Genomic DNA, 19,886 nt, shown 5'->3' with positions numbered 1-19,886 from the left:
GACAGTAACGATGACAAAAGACACGCCATTCCCCTCCAACGTCAAAAGGCTAGTGGAGAACACCATTTATATGAGACTTTTCAGAGAAAGAAGCTGCAAAAGAAAAGTGCCTTTTACCTTAACTGATTATTAATCTCCACGAAATCAAACGGGTTAACCCCTTCTCCCGGTTCGCATCCAGATAATCTATCCACCACTGGACCCTCAGTCTGCGCTCATCGAAGTGCTCAGCCTTATGAGTAAGCTGACAGCAGGATAACCACCAAAAGCAATGCGGCTTTCCTTTCCATTGATACGGAATTTAAGGTACCAGAGCTTAGTTCCACGAGGTTGTATCTGTAGATAGAGTCCTTGAGCATCAGTGAGTTTATAAGCTTTATCGCGAGGTTTGGCATTTCGAATTGCGGCATCAGTCAGTGCCATTGGGGTCACATCCTTATAGAACCCAGAAAGCGCTCACTATGCTATTGGAGTGTTATGGCTGTCAACGGGTGATAAAGGCAAAATTCAAGCTGGCTTCTCTACAACAACATTATGTTAATCAATGGCATTACAGAAAACGATAGTGCCTAATTATCTCTGCACCAAGGACACCCCCAAAATGTCCTTTGTAAAGAGATACCCCCCGATGCTACAACCTACCCCGCTAAGATCGTCACAAAGGCTGATACCACCTATATCTGGTGCATATTTGGGGGTCACAAATTTTCCGAATCGAGCTGACCCCCATTTTGACCCCCAGTGATGATGGCTGCTAATGGACGTAGAAATACCAGAATGGAGAAGTGGCAAAAATCACCAGAATGTTACATGCTGTTTTATATAGACTTTTACGGAAGATAATGGACTTTGCTGAACGACAGGCAAAAAAAAAGCCACCCTGTGGTGACTTGATTTACATACTAATGGTGCCGAAGGCCGGAATCGAACCGGCATGCCTCGCGGCGGTTGATTTTGAGTCAACTGCGTCTACCGATTTCGCCACTTCGGCACTGAAGTAGTATGCGGAGAACGAGGTGAATTATACCTACCCGAAGTCCGCATGCAACTGTTATCCCACTAAGTTTAGTCTAAGTGTTGAAAAAACCGCCATCAACGCCGTTTTAGCAGCAAATAAACACTGATTAGGAGGAAAAGTATACTCGGTAACAGCGCGCCGATGACCGGAGGGATGCTGTAAACCAAGCTAAGTGGGCCGAAAATCTGATCCAATACATAGAAAACAAAACCAAAGAAGATACCGGTAACCACCCGAACCCCCATTGGTACACTGCGTAATGGACCAAAAATAAATGACAGCGCCATCAGCATCATCACGGCAACTGAGAATGGCGCAAATATCTTGCCCCACATATTCAGTTCGTATCGGCTCGACTCTTGCCCACTTTGTCGCAGGTATTTGCTGTAATCATGCAATCCGCTGATAGAAAGTGAATCTGGGTTCATAGCAACCACACCCAACTTCTCTGGTGTTAAGTTAGTTCTCCACTCACCGGTTAGTGTCTGTGAGCCAGTCACTTTATTTGGATTGCTTAAATCAGATTCATCAACCTGCGATAAGCGCCACAGATTGTCTTCAAACGTCGCGGTAGCGGCATAACGCACCGAAAGCAGGCGATCCTGTTTATCAAAATGATAAATATTGACCCCGGTTAGCTCGTTATCACCCGAAACTCGCTGGATATAGATAAAGTCGGAGCCATCTTTTGCCCACAAACCAGATTGCGTCGATAACAATGACCCCCCGTACATCTGCTGTGCACGGAAGTTACGTGCCATCTGCTCACCTTGCGGGGCAACCCACTCACCAATAGCCATGGTCAGCAACACTAATGGAATCGCGGTTTTCATCACCGAAGCGGCGATTTGCATGCGGGTAAAACCTGATGCTTGCATCACCACCAATTCACTGCGCGTGGCCAAGGTGCCCAGGCCCAATAAGGCACCTAACAGCGCTGCCATCGGGAAGAATATCTCGATATCCTTAGGGATACTTAGCAAGGTGTACATACCCGCGGAAACCGCAGAGTAATCGCCCTGCCCGACTTTGCGTAGCTGATCGACAAACTTGATAATGCCGGACAACGATACCAGCATGAATAAGGTCATCAGGATGGTATTGAGGATAGTCCGTCCGATATAGCGGTCTAATACACCAAACATCAGGCAGCCCCTCTCAGTCGAGCACGTAACTTACGAGCCGGCAGGCCATCCCACAGGTTCAATATCACCGCCACTGCAAAGTAAACACCGTTCACAGTCCACATCCAAATCAAGGGGTCCAACTTGCCACCACTTGCATTAGAGCGCAGGGAGCTTTGTAACAGGAAGAAAATCAAATAGAGCAGCATGGCGGGCAACATACTCAGAACACGGCCCTGACGCGGGTTGACTACACTGAGCGGCACCACCAGCAATGCCATAATGACCACAGAGACAATCAGTGTTAAACGCCAATGAAACTCCGCACGCGCATCAGGTTTGGTAGAGTCCCACAGCTGTTTCATGGTCATCTGCTCAGCGACATTATTGTTTTGCTGTACTTCCTGATGACCGATAATAGCCTGGTAATCGACAAAATCAGTAATACGGAAGTCGCGCAACAATGCAGTGCCTTCATAGCGGGTACCTTTATTTAAGATAACCACTTGCGAACCATCAGGCCGTTCAGTCATATGGCCGCTGTCTGCTACCACGACCGAGGGGCGTTGATTACCGTTTGGCCGCAATTGTGCCAAAAATACACGGTTAAACTCTTTGCCCGTCACATTACCGATAAATAAGGCTGAATTGCCATCAGTTGAAGACTTAAACTGCCCACCAGCCAGAGCAGCCAAGCTAGGGTTAGCTCTGGCGTCATTCAGCACTTTGTCTTGATGTTTAGAAGACCAAGGGCCAAGCCAGATAGTATTGACTACCGCCAGCGCTGAAGTTATCAGTGCCAAAATTAATGCAGCCATAATCAAGGACTTTTTGCCCATGCCGCAGGCATGCATCACGGTGATTTCACTCTCCGTGTACAATTTACCTAGCGTCATCAATAAGCCAAGGAATAAGCTTAATGGCAGGATAAGTTGTGCCATTTCAGGCACACCGAGCCCTAAAAGGGATAAAACCAAGTTTGTTGGGATTTCACCGTCGACCGCAGCGCCCAATATCCGTACTAACTTCTGGCTAAAGAAGATTAATAGCAGGATGAACAGAATCGCAATTTGGCTCTTAAGTGTTTCCCGTACCAGATATCTAATGATGATCACGCTAATACGCCTGTGAAAACTTGTCTTTTTGCAGGAAAATCGATAGTTTCATCGTTAATCCGCCATTTATTCTCATCATATGGCAACCTTCACAGCTAAAATAGTATTACAACATCTAGCGTTTAGGTGTCCTATAGGAACATGCTTATAGTCGCCAAAACAAAACAACTTATGCCGTTAAGGTTAACACACGTCGTTAACACAACGGAGAGAGATCGTTGCGGAGTGCTACATTCTAGCGGTAGCTCCCGCCTTTGTCTTTAAGATTCAGGAGAGTGCATGGAGTTCAGTGTAAAGAGCGGCAGCCCGGAAAAACAGCGCAGTGCCTGTATTGTAGTCGGCGTTTTCGAACCCCGCCGTCTATCTCCCATTGCCGAACAACTCGACAAAATTAGTGATGGCTACATCAGCGCTTTACTGCGCCGTGGTGAACTTGAAGGCAAAGTCGGGCAGACGCTATTACTGCACCATGTGCCGAATATTCTCTCCGAGCGCATCTTGTTAATTGGCTGTGGCAAAGAGCGTGAGCTTGATGAGCGCCAGTACAAGCAAGTGATCCAGAAGACCATCAATACCCTTAATGACACCGGCTCAATGGAGGCTGTTTGCTTCCTAACTGAGCTGCATGTTAAAGGCCGCAATACTTACTGGAAAGTGCGCCAAGCGGTAGAAACAGCGAAAGAGACGCTTTATACCTTTGATCAGCTTAAAAGTAATAAAATCGAGCCTCGTCGCCCATTGCGCAAAATGGTGTTCAATGTGCCAACCCGCCGCGAACTAACCAGCGGTGAGCGCGCTATCCAGCATGGTCTGGCAGTGGCATCCGGCATTAAAGCGGCTAAAGATTTGGGTAATATGCCACCCAATATTTGTAATGCCGCCTATCTGGCCTCGCAAGCGCGCCAGTTGGCCGATGCATTCAGCACCAATATCATCACCCGCGTGATTGGTGAGCAGCAAATGAAAGAGCTGGGAATGCACTCTTATCTCGCTGTTGGCCATGGTTCGCAGAATGAATCATTGATGTCAGTGATAGAATATAAGGGTAATCCAAACCCGGACGCTAAGCCAATTGTGCTGGTGGGCAAAGGGTTGACCTTCGACTCCGGCGGTATTTCGATTAAGCCGGCCGAAGGTATGGACGAGATGAAATACGACATGTGCGGCGCTGCAACTGTCTATGGCGTGATGCGCGTGGTGGCTGAGCTGCAATTGCCATTGAATGTCATTGGTGTGCTGGCGGGCTGTGAAAACATGCCAGGTGGCCGTGCTTATCGCCCTGGTGATATCCTCACCACCATGTCTGGCCAGACAGTTGAAGTGTTGAATACCGATGCCGAAGGCCGCCTGGTGCTGTGTGATGCATTGACCTATGTCGAGCGTTTCGATCCAGAACTGGTGATTGATATCGCGACATTGACCGGTGCTTGCGTTGTGGCATTGGGCCATCACATCACCGGTTTGATGTCGAATCACAATCCACTGGCTCACGAGCTGATTGGGGCGTCTGAACAGGCCGGTGACCGTGCATGGCGCTTGCCGCTGGGTGATGAGTTCTATGAGCAGTTGGATTCCAATTTTGCCGACATGGCGAATATTGGTGGCCGTGCTGGTGGTGCCATTACCGCGGGCTGTTTCTTGTCGCGCTTTACTCGTAAATATAGCTGGGCGCACCTGGATATCGCGGGTACGGCATGGCGTTCGGGCAAAAACAAAGGTGCAACCGGCCGGCCGGTCGCGTTGCTATCCCAGTTCTTGCTTAACCGCGCAGGGCTAAACGGCGACGATTAATCGTTTGATGTATTCCATTTGATATACACCCAAAGTAATTGGGGTTGCAGGTAGGCGGCAAACGAACTCATCCCGATGAGCTTACATCAGTAAGTGATTCGGGTGAGTGAGTGCAGCCAACACCCCTGCGGCGTCAAGGACGAAGGGTGCTGAGAACCTATGAAGAACGCCACCTTTTATCTGCTTGAACACGACACGCCCGCGGGTGAGCTACGTGCTCATGAAGCATTGGCCTGCGAGGTTGCGGCTGAACGTTGGCGGGCGGGCAAACGGGTGTTGATCGCCTGTGAAAGTCAGGAACAAGCCCAGCGGCTAGATGAAGCCCTGTGGCAACGGGCACCTGAGCAATTTGTGCCCCATAATCTAGCCGGTGAAGGGCCAAAGTATGGTGCGCCAGTCGAACTGGCGTGGCCGGAACGACGTGGAAATTCTCCTCGCGACCTCCTGATTAGCCTACTGCCAGAGTTCGCAGGTTTTGCCACCGCTTTCCATGAAGTGGTAGACTTCGTGCCTTACGAAGAAAATTTAAAACAGTTGGCGCGCGACCGATATAAGTCTTATCGCAGCGTCGGCTTCCACTTGACCACGGCAACGCCGCCAACTAATTGAAATAAAAAGAAAATGGAAAACACACCTTCTAATACCGACAAAACTGAGCCGTCCCTCGATAAAACATACAGCCCGCAGGAAATCGAACAGCCGCTGTATGAACACTGGGAAAAACAGGGTTATTTCAAGCCGAACGGCGATACCAGCAAAGAAAGTTACTGCATCATGATCCCGCCACCGAATGTGACCGGTAGCCTGCACATGGGTCATGCGTTCCAACAAACCATCATGGATACCTTGATTCGCTACCAGCGCATGCAGGGCAAAAACACCTTGTGGCAAGCCGGAACCGACCATGCCGGTATCGCGACCCAAATGGTGGTTGAGCGCAAAATTGCGGCTGAAGAAGGCAAAACTCGCCACGATTATGGCCGTGAAGCATTTATCGACAAAATTTGGCAGTGGAAAGGCGAATCTGGCGGCACCATTACTCGCCAAATGCGCCGTCTGGGCAACTCTGTGGATTGGGAACGCGAGCGTTTCACCATGGATGATGGCCTGTCCAATGCCGTTAAAGAAGTGTTTGTTCGCCTACATAAAGAAGATCTGATTTACCGTGGCAAACGTCTGGTGAACTGGGATCCGAAACTGCGCACCGCTATTTCTGATTTGGAAGTGGAAAACCGCGAATCCAAAGGCTCTATGTGGCATCTGCGTTATCCGCTGGCCGATGGTGCCAAAACAGCCGAAGGCAAAGATTATCTGGTGGTCGCCACCACCCGTCCGGAAACGGTGCTGGGTGATACCGGCGTGGCGGTAAATCCAGAAGATCCGCGTTATAAAGATCTGATTGGTAAAGAAGTGATTCTGCCACTGGTGGGCCGCCGCATTCCGATCCTCGGTGATGAACACGCCGATATGGAAAAAGGCACCGGCTGTGTGAAAATCACGCCAGCGCACGACTTTAATGACTATGAAGTGGGTAAGCGCCACGCGCTGCCGATGATCAACATTCTGACGTTTGACGGCGATATCCGTTCAGAAGCCGAAGTGTTTGATACTAATGGCGAAGCGTCCGATGCTTGCAGCGGCGCAATTCCAGAACAGTTCCAAGGTCTTGAGCGCTTTGCTGCCCGTAAAGCTGTAGTGGCTGAATTCGATAAACTCGGCCTGCTGGAAGAAGTTAAAGCCCATGACCTGACCGTACCTTATGGCGACCGTGGCGGCGTAGTTATCGAGCCGATGCTGACTGACCAATGGTATGTTCGCACCGCGCCATTGGCTAAAGTGGCCATCGAAGCGGTTGAAAACGGCGAGATCCAATTCGTACCGAAACAGTACGAAAACATGTATTACTCATGGATGCGCGACATTCAGGATTGGTGCATTTCCCGCCAATTGTGGTGGGGTCACCGCATTCCGGCCTGGTATGACGAGCAGGGTAAAGTGTATGTCGGCCGCGATGAAGCCGAAGTGCGCCGCGAAAATAATCTGGGCGCCGATGTGGCCTTGCGTCAGGATGAAGATGTGCTGGATACCTGGTTCTCATCTGGCCTGTGGACTTTCTCCACACTGGGCTGGCCAGAGCAAACTGAAGCACTGAAAACTTTCCACCCGACCAGTGTTGTGGTCAGTGGCTTCGACATTATTTTCTTCTGGATTGCCCGCATGATCATGCTGACCATGCACTTTATGAAAGATGAAAATGGTAAGCCGCAGGTGCCGTTTAAAACCGTGTATATGACCGGCCTTATCCGCGATGACGAAGGGCAGAAAATGTCCAAGTCGAAGGGTAACGTTATCGACCCACTGGATATGGTTGACGGTATCTCGCTGGAAGAGTTGCTGGAAAAACGTACCGGCAACATGATGCAGCCGCAATTGGCAGACAAAATCCGCAAGCGCACCGAGAAGCAGTTCCCGAACGGCATTGAGCCGCACGGTACTGACGCCCTGCGCTTTACGCTGGCCGCTTTGGCCTCGACTGGCCGTGATATCAACTGGGATATGAAGCGCCTGGAAGGTTATCGCAACTTCTGTAACAAGCTGTGGAACGCCAGCCGTTTCGTGCTGATGAACACCGAAGGGCAAGATTGCGGGCAGAATGGCGGCGAGATGGTGTTGTCACTGGCTGACCGCTGGATTCTGGCCGAATTCAATCAGACTATCAAAGCCTACCGCGAAGCAATGGACACTTACCGCTTCGATTTGGCGGCCGGTATTCTGTATGAATTTACCTGGAACCAGTTCTGTGACTGGTATTTGGAACTGACCAAGCCGGTGATGAACAGCGGTTCTGAAGCTGAATTACGCGGGACTCGTCATACTCTGATTGAAGTTCTGGAAGCATTGCTGCGTTTAGCGCACCCTATCATTCCTTACATCACAGAGACTATCTGGCAGCGGGTTAAAACCCTGAAAGGCATTACTGCGGACACTATTATGTTGCAGCCTTTCCCAGAATATGATGCCAGTCAGGTGGATGAAAAAGCCCTGAGCGATTTGGAATGGATCAAGCAAACCATTATTGCGGTGCGTAATATCCGGGCAGAAATGAATATTGCGCCAGGTAAACCGCTGGAAGTGATGCTGCGCGGAGCCAATGCTGAAGCTCAACGCCGTGTGCTGGAAAACCAGAGTTTCATCCAGTCGCTAGCCCGTTTGTCTTCTCTCACTCTGTTAGCTGACGGTGATAAAGGCCCGATATCTGTGACCAAATTGGTTGAAGGTGCAGAGGTGTTGATCCCAATGGCTGGCCTGATTGATAAGGCCACCGAACTGGAGAGGCTGGCAAAAGAAGTAGCGAAGCTGGAAGCCGAGATTGAACGCATCGAAAGTAAATTGAGTAATGAAGGATTTGTGGCGCGCGCGCCAGAAGCCGTGGTTGCCAAAGAGCGCGAAAGAATGGCGGCCTGTGCCGAAGCTAAGCAGAAGTTAATTGAACAACAGGCGACTATCGCCGCACTGTAATTCAATCTGACATGAAGTAAGCACTCACTGGGGGCCATAATAATTTGGCCCCCAGTTTTTTTTTGCCATTGCATTTAATTCGAGTTGTCGGAAGGCGGCCAACGCACATACAACTTGAAGTATGGCGGGTATAGATGGTATTACAGATTATAACTAAGTTATTACCTTTGGGTTTATAGAGCATGACCACAGCCACACCTATCCGCCTGTTGGTGCGCCCCATCCTCGCCGCAGACAATCTCGCTATCGCTAATGTCATCCGCGACGTTTCGGCTGAGTTCGGCTTAACCGCCGACAAAGGCTATACCGTGTCCGATCCTAATTTGGATCACTTGTATGAGCTGTACAGCCAGCCACGCAGTGCTTACTGGGTGATTGAAGTGGATGGAAATATTGCGGGCGGCGGTGGCGTGGCACCGTTGTCTGGTGGCGAAGCTTCCCTTTGTGAGTTGCAGAAAATGTATTTTCTGCCGATATTACGTGGTCAAGGGTTGGCAAAACAATTGGCATTACAAGCACTTGAGTTTGCCCGCCAGCAGGGTTTTAGTCACTGTTATCTGGAAACGACAGCGAGCCTGACCAGTGCTGTCGGCTTATATGAAAGATTGGGTTTTGAGCATATTAATGGCCCGATGGGAAACACCGGTCATGTTGATTGCGAAGTCACGATGTTGAAAACGTTATGATAATTCAGGGCGTATCAAGCGCCCTGAATAATTAGCGGAAACCTATAGCTTCACATGACCCAAAGTCATTGACGCTATAGCAAGGCAACAAACAAGCGAGTGCAGATGAGCTGACACAAGTCAGTGATTTGGGTGAGCGAGTGCCGCTAACACCGCTATAGCGTCAAGCACCTAAAACATTACCCAAAGTCATTGGCGCTATAGCAAGGCAGCAAACAAGCAAATCCCGATGAGCTGACACAAGTCAGTGATTTGGGTGAGCGAGTGCCGCTAACACCGCTATAGCGTCAAGCACCTAAAACATTACCCAAAGTCATTGGCGCTATAGCAAGGCAGCAAACAAGCAAATCCCGATGAGCTGACACAAGTCAGTGATTCGGGTGAGTGAGTGCCGCTAACACCGCTATAGCGTCAAGGACGACGGGGAATTAATGGCGCTTGCCGTCGTCATCCTCATCCACCGACTCTTCGTCGTCGAACTCGCCGTCTTCATCATCTTCTGCGTTTGGATCTTCGTAGTAAGTGCCCCAACCGTCGTAATTCACGCCACAGGTTTCAGCCAAAGCAATCAGCTGTTCAACCTGCGCATCAATAATTTCAGCATTTAGAGCAACTTCGCTAATCACATCACAGCACATCACCATTGAGCCGTCTTCTATTTCCAGCTCTTCAGCATCTGTCACTTCATAACCCAGCTTGAATGCTTCAACAGCCGCTTTCTCCAGAACTTCGAATTTCTCCGCAGAAAGATGGTGCTCAATGGTGTACAGCGCATCTGGATCGCTGCCATCGTCCAGCAGTTCTTCGATGATCAGGCGGGTTTCGTCACGTTGTTCGTCAAGCATTTCGCGGTTTGCCATGCCTTTATCCTCAGTCAATGGGCTTAGTATGGCGCTATTTTCCCACACCCACGCTATTGCCTCCACTATAAACGAGAAAGATTTATTGATTAGGGTTGTATTTGAATATTTATCCGTATAAATTGAATTTAAATTCAGTTTAACCCTTCAGGATGAAAAAGATGAACACGATAAGTCAGTTCTATAAACGTCACTTTCTAAGGTTATTAGATTTTACTCCCACCGAGATTATAGCTCTGCTCGATTTGGCTGTTGAACTGAAGCAAGCCAAGAAATCCGGCTGTGAGCAACAAAAACTGGTAGGTAAGAATATCGCGCTCATCTTCGAAAAAGACTCGACTCGTACTCGATGCTCTTTCGAAGTTGCCGCATATGATCAAGGTGCGCGCGTGACTTACCTCGGCCCAGGAGGAAGCCAAATTGGGCATAAAGAATCAATTAAAGATACTGCCCGAGTATTAGGCCGCATGTATGACGGCATTCAGTATCGTGGTCACGGCCAAAAAGTGGTTGAAACACTGGCAGAATTTGCGGGCGTACCGGTATGGAATGGCCTGACAAATGAATTTCACCCAACTCAATTACTGGCCGACTTGCTGACCATGCAGGAACACTTACCGGGTAAGCCATTGAGTGAAATGACATTTGCCTACTTGGGTGATGCCCGCAACAACATGGGTAACACTATGTTGGAAGCTGCTGCACTGGTCGGGATGGATTTGCGGTTAGTGGCACCAAAAGCATGCTGGCCGGAGGCCGAACTGGTGGCGGCTTGTCAGGCGCAGGCCAAAAAGACCGGCGGTAAAATCACACTGACAGAAAATATTGCCGAAGGTGTAAAAGGTGCCGACTTCCTGTATACCGATGTTTGGGTCTCAATGGGCGAACCGAAAGAAGTGTGGCAAGAGCGTGTTGCTCTCTTGAAACCTTATCAAATCAATATGGATGTAGTGAAACTGACCGGCAATCCGCAGGTTAAATTCCTGCACTGCTTGCCCGCATTCCACGATGACCAAACCACCGTCGGCAAACAAATGGCGGAGCTTTATGACTTACCGGGCGGCATGGAAGTCACCAACGAAGTGTTTGAATCCACACATAGTATTGTGTTTGATCAAGCAGAAAACCGCCTGCACACCATCAAAGCCGTGATGGTTGCGACATTGGGTCAACACTAAACATAACAGGGCCGGCCATCCGAAGTGCTGGCTTTTGATTATTTTCACACCTAATCAATAAGCGTTATTGGCGCAGACAGATTGAGTGCGGACAGCGCGCAGCCAACGGAGCATACACGGAGTATGTGACGGCGGCGAGCACTGCCCGAAGCTCAAGTTGGCAAGTGAAATAGCTTATTTTACAGATATCTTCACTACTGCTTTACGCACATTTGCCGGTTCGCCCACCGCACATAATGGCTTATGCACTTCCCCTGGGTAAAACACCACGAAATCACCGGTTTTCATCACAAACTGCTTCTCATCAACCCCCGCCGGTAAAAAGGCGATATCTTTATCTGCTAACCAGTCGGTATCAGGTTTGCCAGCAGGTAAGCTACTGAAAGTCATCCCCTCGACACCCTCTAGGATGATTTGAATATCCAAGTATTTAGCATGATATTCCGCTCGGCGATTTTCCAAATAGTCGGTGCAGTCATTGGAAATCAATACAAACATATTATTGCCATCAATATCGAGTTTGCCCAATGGGGTTTCTGCGGTGATGTGGCTTTTCACATATTCAATAGCTTCTTTTAATTGCGCAGGTAAATAAGGTACTAATTCCAAATGATGAATGTTTCCGGTGATCATGCTATTCCCTTTCTTATAAATTAAATGAAATGACGTTTCATTATAACCATTTCATTCTTTATTGAGTGAGAAGTCTCTGACATTTATTCATACCGACCACAGGTTTGAATCACCTCAGAATCATTACTTTTTTGTAAAGTTTTTTTATCACTAATTGTTATAACAAATAACTGTTGAGACTTTGACCACAGACAGCAAAGCTATTATCGTGAGAAAATGCGATGAAATAGTTTTAAAAACAATAATTTCCGCGCAATGTTTATAATTTCCACCCGCTATCCATACTTATATATCGATGGTCATGATCCATTTCAGGGAGTCTCAATGAAAGCTAAAATTCTGTCATTATTGGTTTTGACAGCACTATCTGGCAGTGCCTTTGCAGCAACGCCACCAGATACGCTGGTTGTCGTGCAATCCCTGGATGATATTGTTAGCCTTGATCCAGCTGAAAGTAATGAACTCTCCAGTATTCAGACCGTGCCAAGTCTCTATCAACGCCTGGTGCAAGCCGATCGTGATAATCCGGCAAAAGTCGTGCCTATTCTTGCTGAAAGTTGGCAGGGTGATGCCGCCGCCAAAACTCTCACAGTGAAATTGCGTCCAGACGCGGTATTCTCATCCGGTAATCCGGTGAAAGCGGATGACGTGATTTTCTCCTTTACTCGCGCGGTCAAAATGAACCGTTCACCTGCCTTTATCCTGAATGTATTAGGCTGGGATCCGAGTAATATCGACCAACACTTGAAAAAGATCGATAACAATACCGTGCAACTGAGCTGGGGCGCAGATGTCAGCCCTGCGGTGGCACTGAATATTTTATCAACGCCGATCGCCTCCATTGTTGATAAAAAAGCCGTGACCGCCAATGTTAAAGACGACGATTACGGCAATGCTTGGTTGAAAATGCATTCAGCCGGTAGTGGCCCATTCAAAATGCGTGTTTATCAGCCGCATCAGGCCATCGTACTGGATGCTAACCCGACGTCACCTGGCGGTAAGCCACTGATTAAAAATATCATTATTAAAAACGTGCCCGACCCAAGTGCTCGCCGTTTGCTGATTCAGCAAGGTGATGCTGATATCGCCCGTGAATTAGGGCCAGACCAAACCGCAGCACTGAAAACTCAGGCCGGTGTTAAAGTTGTCGAAATCCCGTCTGCCGAACAAAACTATTTAGTCTTTAACACCGCCAACCAGGCGAATCCGCTGTTAAGCAAACCCGAATTCTGGCAGGCTGCCCGCTATTTGGTTGATTATCAGGGCATTACCAAAGATTTGCTGAAAGGCCAGTATTTTGTGCATCAAAGCTTCCTGCCAGTCGGTTTGCCGGGCGCGTTGGAAAGCAATCCGTACACCTTTGACCCAGCTAAAGCCAAAGAGATTCTGACAAAGGCCGGAATTAAAGATGCCACGCTGACACTGGATGTTGAGAACAAACCGCCATTCATTACCATTGCTCAGTCGTTGCAAGCCAGCTTTGCCCAAGGTGGCGTGAAATTGGTATTACTGCCAGCCGCGGGTAGCCAAGTTTATGGCCGCGTACGTGCCAAACAGCATCAATCGGCTATCCGTCTGTGGATCCCGGATTATTTTGATGCGCACTCTAACGCCAGTGCCTTTGCCTATAATGACGGCAAGAGCAGCACGGTTGCCGGTTTAAACGGCTGGGTTATTCCTGAGCTGAATAAACAAACACTGGCGGCAGTCGCCGAGTCCGATCCGGCCAAACGTATCGAACTTTACACTCAGTTGCAGGAAGAACTGCAAAAGAACTCGCCATATATCTTTATTGATCAAGCCAAAGCACAAGTTGTGCTGCGAGATAACGTAAAAGGCTATCAACAAGGTCTAAATGCCGATATGGTCTATTATGATCGAGTGAGCAAATAGCCTATGCCTTTCATACTTGGCATAACGGGTTGATATATAGATAAATGTAATCATGAAATAGTGAGTTGCTAGTTAATGTCTGTAGCACTAAATCAAACGCCGGGAACGCTATCCCGGCGTCGTCTTTGGGGGTTTTTACAGGGGTTATTGACCCTGGCCCTGACCTTGTTCGGTCTACTGGTTATCACCTTTTTCCTGTCGGCGCTGTCGCCGGTGGACCGGGTGTTGCAAATCGTGGGCGACCACGCCAGTGAAGCCACTTATCAGCAAGTTAAACACCAGCTTGGGCTGGATCAATCGCTACCCGTGCAGTTCTGGCATTATCTCGAGCGGCTGGCTCATGGCGATCTCGGCATTGCCAGCGCTAGCGGTCAGCCAGTGTTGCAAGACTTGCTGACCGTTTTCCCAGCCTCATTGGAACTGGCAACATTATCACTGGTGATTGGTGCCGCACTGGGGGTTATCCTCGGCTTGTTGTGCGCCCGCTGGGCCGGTAGCAAGCTGGATGCCACTATCCGCTTTATGACATTGCTGGGGAACTCCGTGCCCATCTTCTGGCTCGGTCTGTTGATGCTGTTGCTATTTTATGCCCGGCTGCAATGGAGCCCCGGCCCTGGCCGCCTCGATGATATTTATCAATATACCGTGGAAGCAAAAACCGGTTTTGCCCTGATTGATACCTGGCGCTCCGGTGATGCCGGTGCCTTTGGCAATGCCGTCGCTCATTTGATCTTGCCGGTTGCCCTGCTCTCTTACTACGCGCTGGCCAGTATTACTCGCCTGACGCGCTCGGCCTGCTTGAGTGAACTGAATAAAGAGTACATTACGTTGGCAAGAGCCAAAGGCGCGGGTGAGATGCGCATTTTACTCACGCACGTGTTGCCGAATATTCGCGGCACTTTGCTGACAGTGATTGCGCTGGCCTATACCAGCATGTTGGAGGGCGCAGTGTTAACCGAAACTGTCTTTGCCTGGCCGGGCATTGGCCGCTACCTCACCAGCGCGCTGTTTGCCGGCGATACCACCGCCATTATGGGCGGGACACTGTTGCTCGGTATGTGCTTTATTTTGATTAACAATGTGACGGATCTGCTGGTTCGCTTGCTGGATCCGAGAACGCGCTGATATGCCAATGACAAAATTCTTCCATGCACTGAAACGTTCGCCCTCCACCAGCATCGGGCTGTTTATTCTCTCCTTGCTGGTGTTCATCGCGATTTTCGCCCCGTGGCTGGCACCCTTTGATCCCAACTGGCAAAACGCGGCTGACCGCCTGCTACCACCGGGTCGCGACCACTGGTTGGGGACTGACAGCTATGGCCGCGATATGCTGTCGCGCCTGATTTACGGGACGCGCCCAACCTTGGGGCTGGTGCTGCTGGTGACCGTGATAACCCTGCCGCTGGGTTTGCTGGTCGGGGTGCTTTCCGGCTATTACGGCGGCTGGCTCGAACGTATTCTGATGCGCGTCACTGATGTGGTGATGTCGATGCCGCGTCTGATTCTGGCTTTTGCTTTCGTCGCCATGCTCGGCCCCGGTTTAATTAACGGCGCACTGGCATTGGCGCTGACCACCTGGCCGGCCTATGCCCGTCAGGCCAGAGCAGAGATTCAATTACTGCGTAAAAGTGATTATCTGGCCGCCGCTGAAATGATGGGAATCAAAGGGTTGCGGCTGCTGTGGGGCCATATTCTGCCTATGTGCCTCCCCTCGGCAGTGGTGCGGCTGGCATTAGATTTAGCCGGGATCATCTTAGCCGCTGCCGGGCTTGGTTTCCTTGGGTTAGGTGCTCGCCCGCCGATGTCAGAATGGGGATCTATGGTCGCCGACGGCATGCAGGTTATTTTTGACCAATGGTGGATTGCCGCGATTCCGGGCTGCGCTATCTTACTGAGCAGCATGGCATTTAATCTGTTAGGCGATGGCCTGCGCGATATTTTGGACCCTCACCATGACTGATAAAATTTTTGCCGTCGACAATCTCTGTGTCGATTTCCAACAACAGCGGGTGGTGGATAATATTTCATTCCATCTCGGCCACGAGCGGGTTGCGTTGGTGGGAGAGTCCGGCTCGGGCAAATCCATTACCGCCAGAGCGTTGATGGGGTTAGTGCGCACGCCGGGCAAAGTCAGTGCCAAAAAGCTGAGTTATTATGCGGATAACACCGACGCACAGGGCAATGCTGGTCAAGTTACTGAACACGATTTACTGCAGTTGAAACCAAAGCAATGGGCCGCATTACGTGGCAGTGAAATTGCCATGGTGCTGCAAGACCCGCGCTATGCACTGAATCCGGTGCGCACCGTGGGGAAACAAATTGAAGAATCTCTGCTGCTGCATAATGCGCTTTCCGGTGCGGATACCCGCGAGCGGGTATTAAATGCGCTCGCCTCGGTCGGGCTAAATGCCAGTGCCTGGCACAGTTATCCCGGCCAACTTTCGGGTGGCATGGGCCAACGGGCGATGTTAGCCATCGCTTTGGTGAATAACCCACGGGTATTAATTGCTGATGAACCCACCTCCGCATTGGATGCCAAACTGCGCAACCAAATATTGGAGTTGATTGTCGAGCAGACTGAGCAGCGCAATATGAGTTTGTTGCTGATAAGCCACGATCTTCCGCTGGTTGCCGAGCATTGCCATCGGGTGTTAGTGATGTATCAGGGGAAACTGGTGGATCAAGGCGCGGCGGTTGACTTACCCCATTCAACCCACCCTTATACCCATACTTTGTGGGCCTGCCGCCCGAACGCCAGCACCTATGGCACTGATTTACCAGTATTAGATCGCAGCGCTGATTTCTCTGGAGGTTCCCGTGGCACTGATTGAAGTCAAAAATCTACGGGTCAGTTTTGCCCAAAAAAATCAGTTGAAAACGGCGGTTGAGTCGGTCAGTTTTACCGTTGAAGAGGGTGAAACTTTCAGTCTGATTGGCGCATCTGGCTGTGGTAAATCTACCGTATTACGCACTCTGGCGGGCTTGCAGCGCGAGTGGCAAGGCGAGATAACCTTGCTGGGCCAACCTTTGCAACCAGGGCACCGTTTTACCGGCCAACTGCGCAAAGAGGTGCAGATGGTGTTCCAAGACCCTTATGCTTCTCTCCATCCTCAGCATAATATTCAGCGCACATTGGGTGAGCCGCTAAAGATTCATGGCGAGCAACATATTCAGCAGCGAATTGATCAAGCTTTAGAGCAAGTGGGCTTACCGGCTTCTGCGGCACAGCGCTACCCTCATCAATTCTCCGGCGGCCAGCGCCAGCGGATTGCCATCGCCCGCGCCCTGTTATTGCGGCCCAAACTGTTGCTGCTGGATGAGCCGACTTCAGCATTAGATATGTCAGTTCAGGCAGAAATTCTCAACTTACTCAATCACTTGAAACGCGAACACGGCATGACCTATTTGCTGGTTAGCCATGACAGTGATGTGGTCGCACACATGTCCGAGCGCGCAGCCATGATGGAGAGTGGGAAGATTGTAAGAGAGTTTACGCGGCGGGATCTTGAGTTAGCGGAACATTTTATGGGGTAACATTTCTCCTTCAATTGCCAATCATGCTTCAAGTAAGCTAACAGCAGCTTGCGAAATATCAAATTTATACTGAATTTGTACACACAATCACATCAACTAAAACCCCTTAATCACCGCCACCAATCCGCAGTGGCGCTGACTTATGTCGTCCTGTACAAAAAGGCGGCATAAAAATGCCTATTTTGGGGTGCTCTGAACAGGGAGTAACCTAACGCTGTTTTCCTTGTCCTAAGTCAAACTTGTTTACCGCCACCTATATATAGTGCTTCTAGTGATTTAAAAACCCATATGTAGTAGTTATCCACAAAATCATCCACACCCCCTCGCAACCCTGATGTGCTGCGGGTTGTCTTGTGGATAACCTTTGCGGCAGTAAACAGGAGCGACATTGTGAAAACAGTAGTGATTAAACGGGACGGTTGTCAGGTACCTTTTGATGAGGTGCGAATCAAGGAAGCGGTCGAGCGCGCAGCGCTGGCAGTTGGCGTGGTAGACGCAGATTATTGTGCAACTGTTGCTCGTGTGGTCGCTCAGACGATGGAAAACCAGCCAAAAGTTGATATCCGCGACATCCAAACTGCGGTAGAAAACCAACTGATGGCCGGTCAATATAAGCAGCTCGCCCGAGCTTATATCGAGTATCGCCATGACCGGGATATCTCGCGCGAACTGCGTGGTCGCCTGAATCAGGAAATTCGCGGTCTGGTAGAGCAAAGTAACCAAGCGCTGCTGAACGAAAATGCGAATAAAGACAGCAAAGTCATCCCAACTCAGCGGGATCTGCTGGCCGGTATTGTCGCGAAACATTACGCCAAACAACATATTTTGCCACGGGATGTGGTTTTGGCTCATGAGCGCGGTGAAATTCACTACCACGATTTGGATTACGCGCCGTTCTTCCCCATGTTCAACTGCATGCTGATTGACCTTAATGGCATGCTGACCCAAGGTTTTAAAATGGGTAATGCGGAAATTGAGCCGCCAAAATCCATTTCTACCGCCACCGCAGTGACCGCTCAGATTATTGCGCAGGTCGCCAGCCATATCTATGGCGGCACAACCATTAACCGTATTGATGAAGTCCTGGCGCCATTTGTCACGGAAAGCTTTAACAAACATAAGGCGGTAGCCGAAGAGTGGCAGATCCCCGATGCCGCCGGTTATGCTATGTCGCGTACTGAAAAAGAGTGCTACGACGCATTCCAATCACTGGAATATGAAGTCAATACCCTGCATACCGCCAATGGCCAGACGCCGTTTGTCACTTTCGGCTTCGGGCTGGGCACTAGCTGGCAATCGCGCATGATTCAGCAGGCGATTCTGCGTAATCGCATTGCCGGTTTGGGCAAAAATCGCAAAACCGCAGTGTTCCCGAAACTGGTTTTTGCTATCCGTGATGGTCTAAACCATAAATTTGGCGATGCCAACTACGATATCAAACAGTTGGCGCTAGAGTGCGCAACCAAGCGCATGTATCCAGATATTCTCAATTATGATCAAGTGGTTAAAGTTACTGGCTCTTTCAAAACGCCAATGGGCTGCCGCAGCTTCTTGGGTGTGTATGAAGAAGATGGCAAGCAAATCCACGATGGCCGTAATAACCTTGGGGTTATTAGTCTTAACCTGCCGCGTATTGCATTGGAAGCCCAGGGAGATGAAGCAAAATTCTGGCAATTGCTGGATGAGCGCCTGTTGCTAGCCAAGAAGGCCCTGATGACCCGCATTGCGCGTCTGGAAGGGATCAAAGCTCGCGTGGCTCCTATCCTATATATGGAGGGGGCTTGTGGGGTGCGCTTGCAAGCGGATGATAATATTTCAGAAATCTTTAAAAACGGCCGCGCATCTATCTCTCTGGGCTTCATTGGTATTCATGAAACAGTTAATGCCCTGTTTGGTCATCATGCACATGTCTTTGATGACGAAAAATTACGTGAAAAAGGCGTGGCTATCGTCGAACGCATGAGACAAGCCACTGATAACTGGAAAGAAGAAACCGGCTACGCCTTTAGTTTGTACAGCACGCCAAGTGAAAACCTGTGTGATCGTTTCTGCCGTCTGGATACCGCAGAATTTGGTGTGGTCGAGGGTGTCACCGACAAAGGCTATTACACCAACAGCTTCCATCTGGATGTTGAAAAGAAAGTTAATCCGTATGACAAACTGGACTTCGAAGCGCCTTATCCACCATTGGCTAACGGCGGTTTCATTTGTTACGGCGAATACCCGAACTTGCAGCACAACCTCAGAGCGCTAGAGGATGTCTGGGATTACAGCTACAGCCGAGTGCCTTATTACGGCACCAATACGCCGATTGATGAATGTTATGAATGCGGTTTTACCGGCGAATTCTCTTGTACCAGCAAGGGTTTCACCTGCCCGAAATGTGGTAATCATGAGCCGTCGAAAGTGTCGGTCACCCGTCGGGTATGTGGTTATTTAGGCAGCCCGGATGCACGGCCATTTAACGCCGGTAAACAAGAAGAAGTGAAGCGCCGCGTTAAGCATTTGGCAAACGGACAACTGGGCTGATTATCA

The 19,886-nt window shown here is 49.7% G+C and carries 15 protein-coding genes, 1 tRNA gene and 2 pseudogenes; 11 read left to right on the top strand and 7 right to left on the bottom strand.

The genetic code is table 11. The features are described from left to right. Positions 1 to 113: 113 nt before the first annotated feature. From OVO64_RS20635 to lptF, 5 genes and pseudogenes are all read right to left on the bottom strand, one after another. Positions 114 to 238, bottom strand: a pseudogene (locus OVO64_RS20635) (integrase); the annotation flags it as partial. Positions 239 to 240: 2 nt separating this feature from the next. Beyond that, positions 241 to 423: pseudogene (locus OVO64_RS12510) on the bottom strand (Arm DNA-binding domain-containing protein); the annotation flags it as partial. Between the two features lie 483 nt (positions 424 to 906). After that, positions 907 to 991 (bottom strand) — tRNA-Leu (locus OVO64_RS12505). A 101-nt stretch (positions 992 to 1,092) separates the two neighbouring features. Then, the gene (lptG, locus tag OVO64_RS12500) at positions 1,093 to 2,163 is read right to left on the bottom strand and encodes an LPS export ABC transporter permease LptG (RefSeq protein ID WP_038636669.1); all 1,071 of its coding nucleotides are present in this window, start codon (positions 2,161 to 2,163) and stop codon (positions 1,093 to 1,095) included. After that, positions 2,163 to 3,257, bottom strand: coding sequence for an LPS export ABC transporter permease LptF (lptF, locus tag OVO64_RS12495; protein ID WP_038636672.1), 1,095 nt, complete (start codon positions 3,255 to 3,257; stop codon positions 2,163 to 2,165). Before lptF ends, lptG begins: the two co-directional genes overlap by 1 nt. 279 nt (positions 3,258 to 3,536) lie before the next feature. On the opposite strand from lptF, the gene pepA reads away from it, so the two are divergent. The 4 genes from pepA (at position 3,537) to OVO64_RS12475 (ending at position 9,253) form a co-directional block, all read left to right on the top strand. Continuing rightward, positions 3,537 to 5,048 carry a leucyl aminopeptidase gene (gene pepA / locus OVO64_RS12490; protein ID WP_038636675.1) on the top strand — a complete coding sequence of 504 codons (1,512 nt, stop codon included), beginning with the start codon at positions 3,537 to 3,539 and terminating at the stop codon, positions 5,046 to 5,048. A gap of 159 nt (positions 5,049 to 5,207) precedes the next feature. Continuing rightward, a complete protein-coding gene (locus OVO64_RS12485; protein ID WP_033852822.1) occupies positions 5,208 to 5,657 on the top strand; it encodes a DNA polymerase III subunit chi in 450 nt (149 codons plus the stop codon). 12 nt (positions 5,658 to 5,669) lie between these two features. Then, complete coding sequence (locus OVO64_RS12480) at positions 5,670 to 8,567, top strand: valine--tRNA ligase (protein ID WP_120011076.1); 2,898 nt, start codon at positions 5,670 to 5,672, stop codon at positions 8,565 to 8,567. A 182-nt stretch (positions 8,568 to 8,749) separates the two neighbouring features. Then, on the top strand, positions 8,750 to 9,253 hold the full coding sequence (locus OVO64_RS12475; RefSeq protein ID WP_038636683.1) for a GNAT family N-acetyltransferase: 504 nt from the start codon (positions 8,750 to 8,752) through the stop codon (positions 9,251 to 9,253). A gap of 428 nt (positions 9,254 to 9,681) precedes the next feature. On the opposite strand, the gene rraB is transcribed toward OVO64_RS12475, so the two are convergent. After that, positions 9,682 to 10,113, bottom strand: a complete 432-nt coding sequence (rraB, locus tag OVO64_RS12470; protein WP_038636687.1) for a ribonuclease E inhibitor RraB — start codon at positions 10,111 to 10,113, stop codon at positions 9,682 to 9,684. A gap of 161 nt (positions 10,114 to 10,274) precedes the next feature. Here rraB and argF point away from each other — a divergent pair, with 161 nt between their 5' ends. Continuing rightward, positions 10,275 to 11,291 (top strand): ornithine carbamoyltransferase, encoded by a 1,017-nt coding sequence (gene argF / locus OVO64_RS12465; RefSeq protein ID WP_267248803.1) that lies wholly within the window; start codon positions 10,275 to 10,277, stop codon positions 11,289 to 11,291. Between the two features lie 174 nt (positions 11,292 to 11,465). Here argF and OVO64_RS12460 read toward each other — a convergent pair whose 3' ends face one another. Further along, a complete protein-coding gene (locus OVO64_RS12460) occupies positions 11,466 to 11,924 on the bottom strand; it encodes a YhcH/YjgK/YiaL family protein (protein ID WP_038636692.1) in 459 nt (152 codons plus the stop codon). Between the two features lie 324 nt (positions 11,925 to 12,248). Between OVO64_RS12460 and OVO64_RS12455 the strand changes: the two genes are divergently transcribed. From OVO64_RS12455 to nrdD, 6 genes are all read left to right on the top strand, one after another. Further along, the gene (locus tag OVO64_RS12455) at positions 12,249 to 13,817 is read left to right on the top strand and encodes an ABC transporter substrate-binding protein (RefSeq protein WP_050291556.1); all 1,569 of its coding nucleotides are present in this window, start codon (positions 12,249 to 12,251) and stop codon (positions 13,815 to 13,817) included. A gap of 75 nt (positions 13,818 to 13,892) precedes the next feature. Then, positions 13,893 to 14,942 (top strand): ABC transporter permease, encoded by a 1,050-nt coding sequence (locus tag OVO64_RS12450; RefSeq protein WP_038636698.1) that lies wholly within the window; start codon positions 13,893 to 13,895, stop codon positions 14,940 to 14,942. A 1-nt stretch (position 14,943) separates the two neighbouring features. Continuing rightward, positions 14,944 to 15,777 carry an ABC transporter permease gene (locus tag OVO64_RS12445; RefSeq protein WP_038636702.1) on the top strand — a complete coding sequence of 278 codons (834 nt, stop codon included), beginning with the start codon at positions 14,944 to 14,946 and terminating at the stop codon, positions 15,775 to 15,777. After that, entirely contained in the window at positions 15,770 to 16,648 is an 879-nt protein-coding gene (locus OVO64_RS12440; protein WP_267248802.1) for an ABC transporter ATP-binding protein, read from the top strand. Before OVO64_RS12445 ends, OVO64_RS12440 begins: the two co-directional genes overlap by 8 nt. Continuing rightward, complete coding sequence (locus OVO64_RS12435) at positions 16,635 to 17,351, top strand: ABC transporter ATP-binding protein (protein WP_038636708.1); 717 nt, start codon at positions 16,635 to 16,637, stop codon at positions 17,349 to 17,351. The genes OVO64_RS12440 and OVO64_RS12435 overlap by 14 nt, the downstream gene beginning before the upstream one ends. Before the next feature lie 390 nt (positions 17,352 to 17,741). Then, on the top strand, positions 17,742 to 19,880 hold the full coding sequence (gene nrdD, locus OVO64_RS12430; protein ID WP_145585951.1) for an anaerobic ribonucleoside-triphosphate reductase: 2,139 nt from the start codon (positions 17,742 to 17,744) through the stop codon (positions 19,878 to 19,880). Positions 19,881 to 19,886: the final 6 nt, after the last annotated feature.

This window comes from Yersinia sp. Marseille-Q5920, from assembly GCF_946902935.1.
In the GTDB taxonomy this organism is placed as follows: domain Bacteria; phylum Pseudomonadota; class Gammaproteobacteria; order Enterobacterales; family Enterobacteriaceae; genus Yersinia; species Yersinia rochesterensis.
This window is presented reverse-complemented; position numbering and strand designations above follow the sequence as displayed.

Excerpts from the sequence above, each read along its gene's own strand:
- lptG (WP_038636669.1), bottom strand. The coding sequence starts at position 2,163 with ATGTTTGGTGTATTAGACCGCTATATCGGACGGACTATCCTCAATACC.
- pepA (WP_038636675.1), top strand. The coding sequence starts at position 3,537 with ATGGAGTTCAGTGTAAAGAGCGGCAGCCCGGAAAAACAGCGCAGTGCC.
- OVO64_RS12485 (WP_033852822.1), top strand. The coding sequence starts at position 5,208 with ATGAAGAACGCCACCTTTTATCTGCTTGAACACGACACGCCCGCGGGT.
- OVO64_RS12480 (WP_120011076.1), top strand. The coding sequence starts at position 5,670 with ATGGAAAACACACCTTCTAATACCGACAAAACTGAGCCGTCCCTCGAT.
- OVO64_RS12475 (WP_038636683.1), top strand. The coding sequence starts at position 8,750 with ATGACCACAGCCACACCTATCCGCCTGTTGGTGCGCCCCATCCTCGCC.
- rraB (WP_038636687.1), bottom strand. The coding sequence starts at position 10,113 with ATGGCAAACCGCGAAATGCTTGACGAACAACGTGACGAAACCCGCCTG.
- argF (WP_267248803.1), top strand. The coding sequence starts at position 10,275 with ATGAACACGATAAGTCAGTTCTATAAACGTCACTTTCTAAGGTTATTA.
- OVO64_RS12460 (WP_038636692.1), bottom strand. The coding sequence starts at position 11,924 with ATGATCACCGGAAACATTCATCATTTGGAATTAGTACCTTATTTACCT.
- OVO64_RS12455 (WP_050291556.1), top strand. The coding sequence starts at position 12,249 with ATGAAAGCTAAAATTCTGTCATTATTGGTTTTGACAGCACTATCTGGC.
- OVO64_RS12450 (WP_038636698.1), top strand. The coding sequence starts at position 13,893 with ATGTCTGTAGCACTAAATCAAACGCCGGGAACGCTATCCCGGCGTCGT.
- OVO64_RS12445 (WP_038636702.1), top strand. The coding sequence starts at position 14,944 with ATGCCAATGACAAAATTCTTCCATGCACTGAAACGTTCGCCCTCCACC.
- OVO64_RS12440 (WP_267248802.1), top strand. The coding sequence starts at position 15,770 with ATGACTGATAAAATTTTTGCCGTCGACAATCTCTGTGTCGATTTCCAA.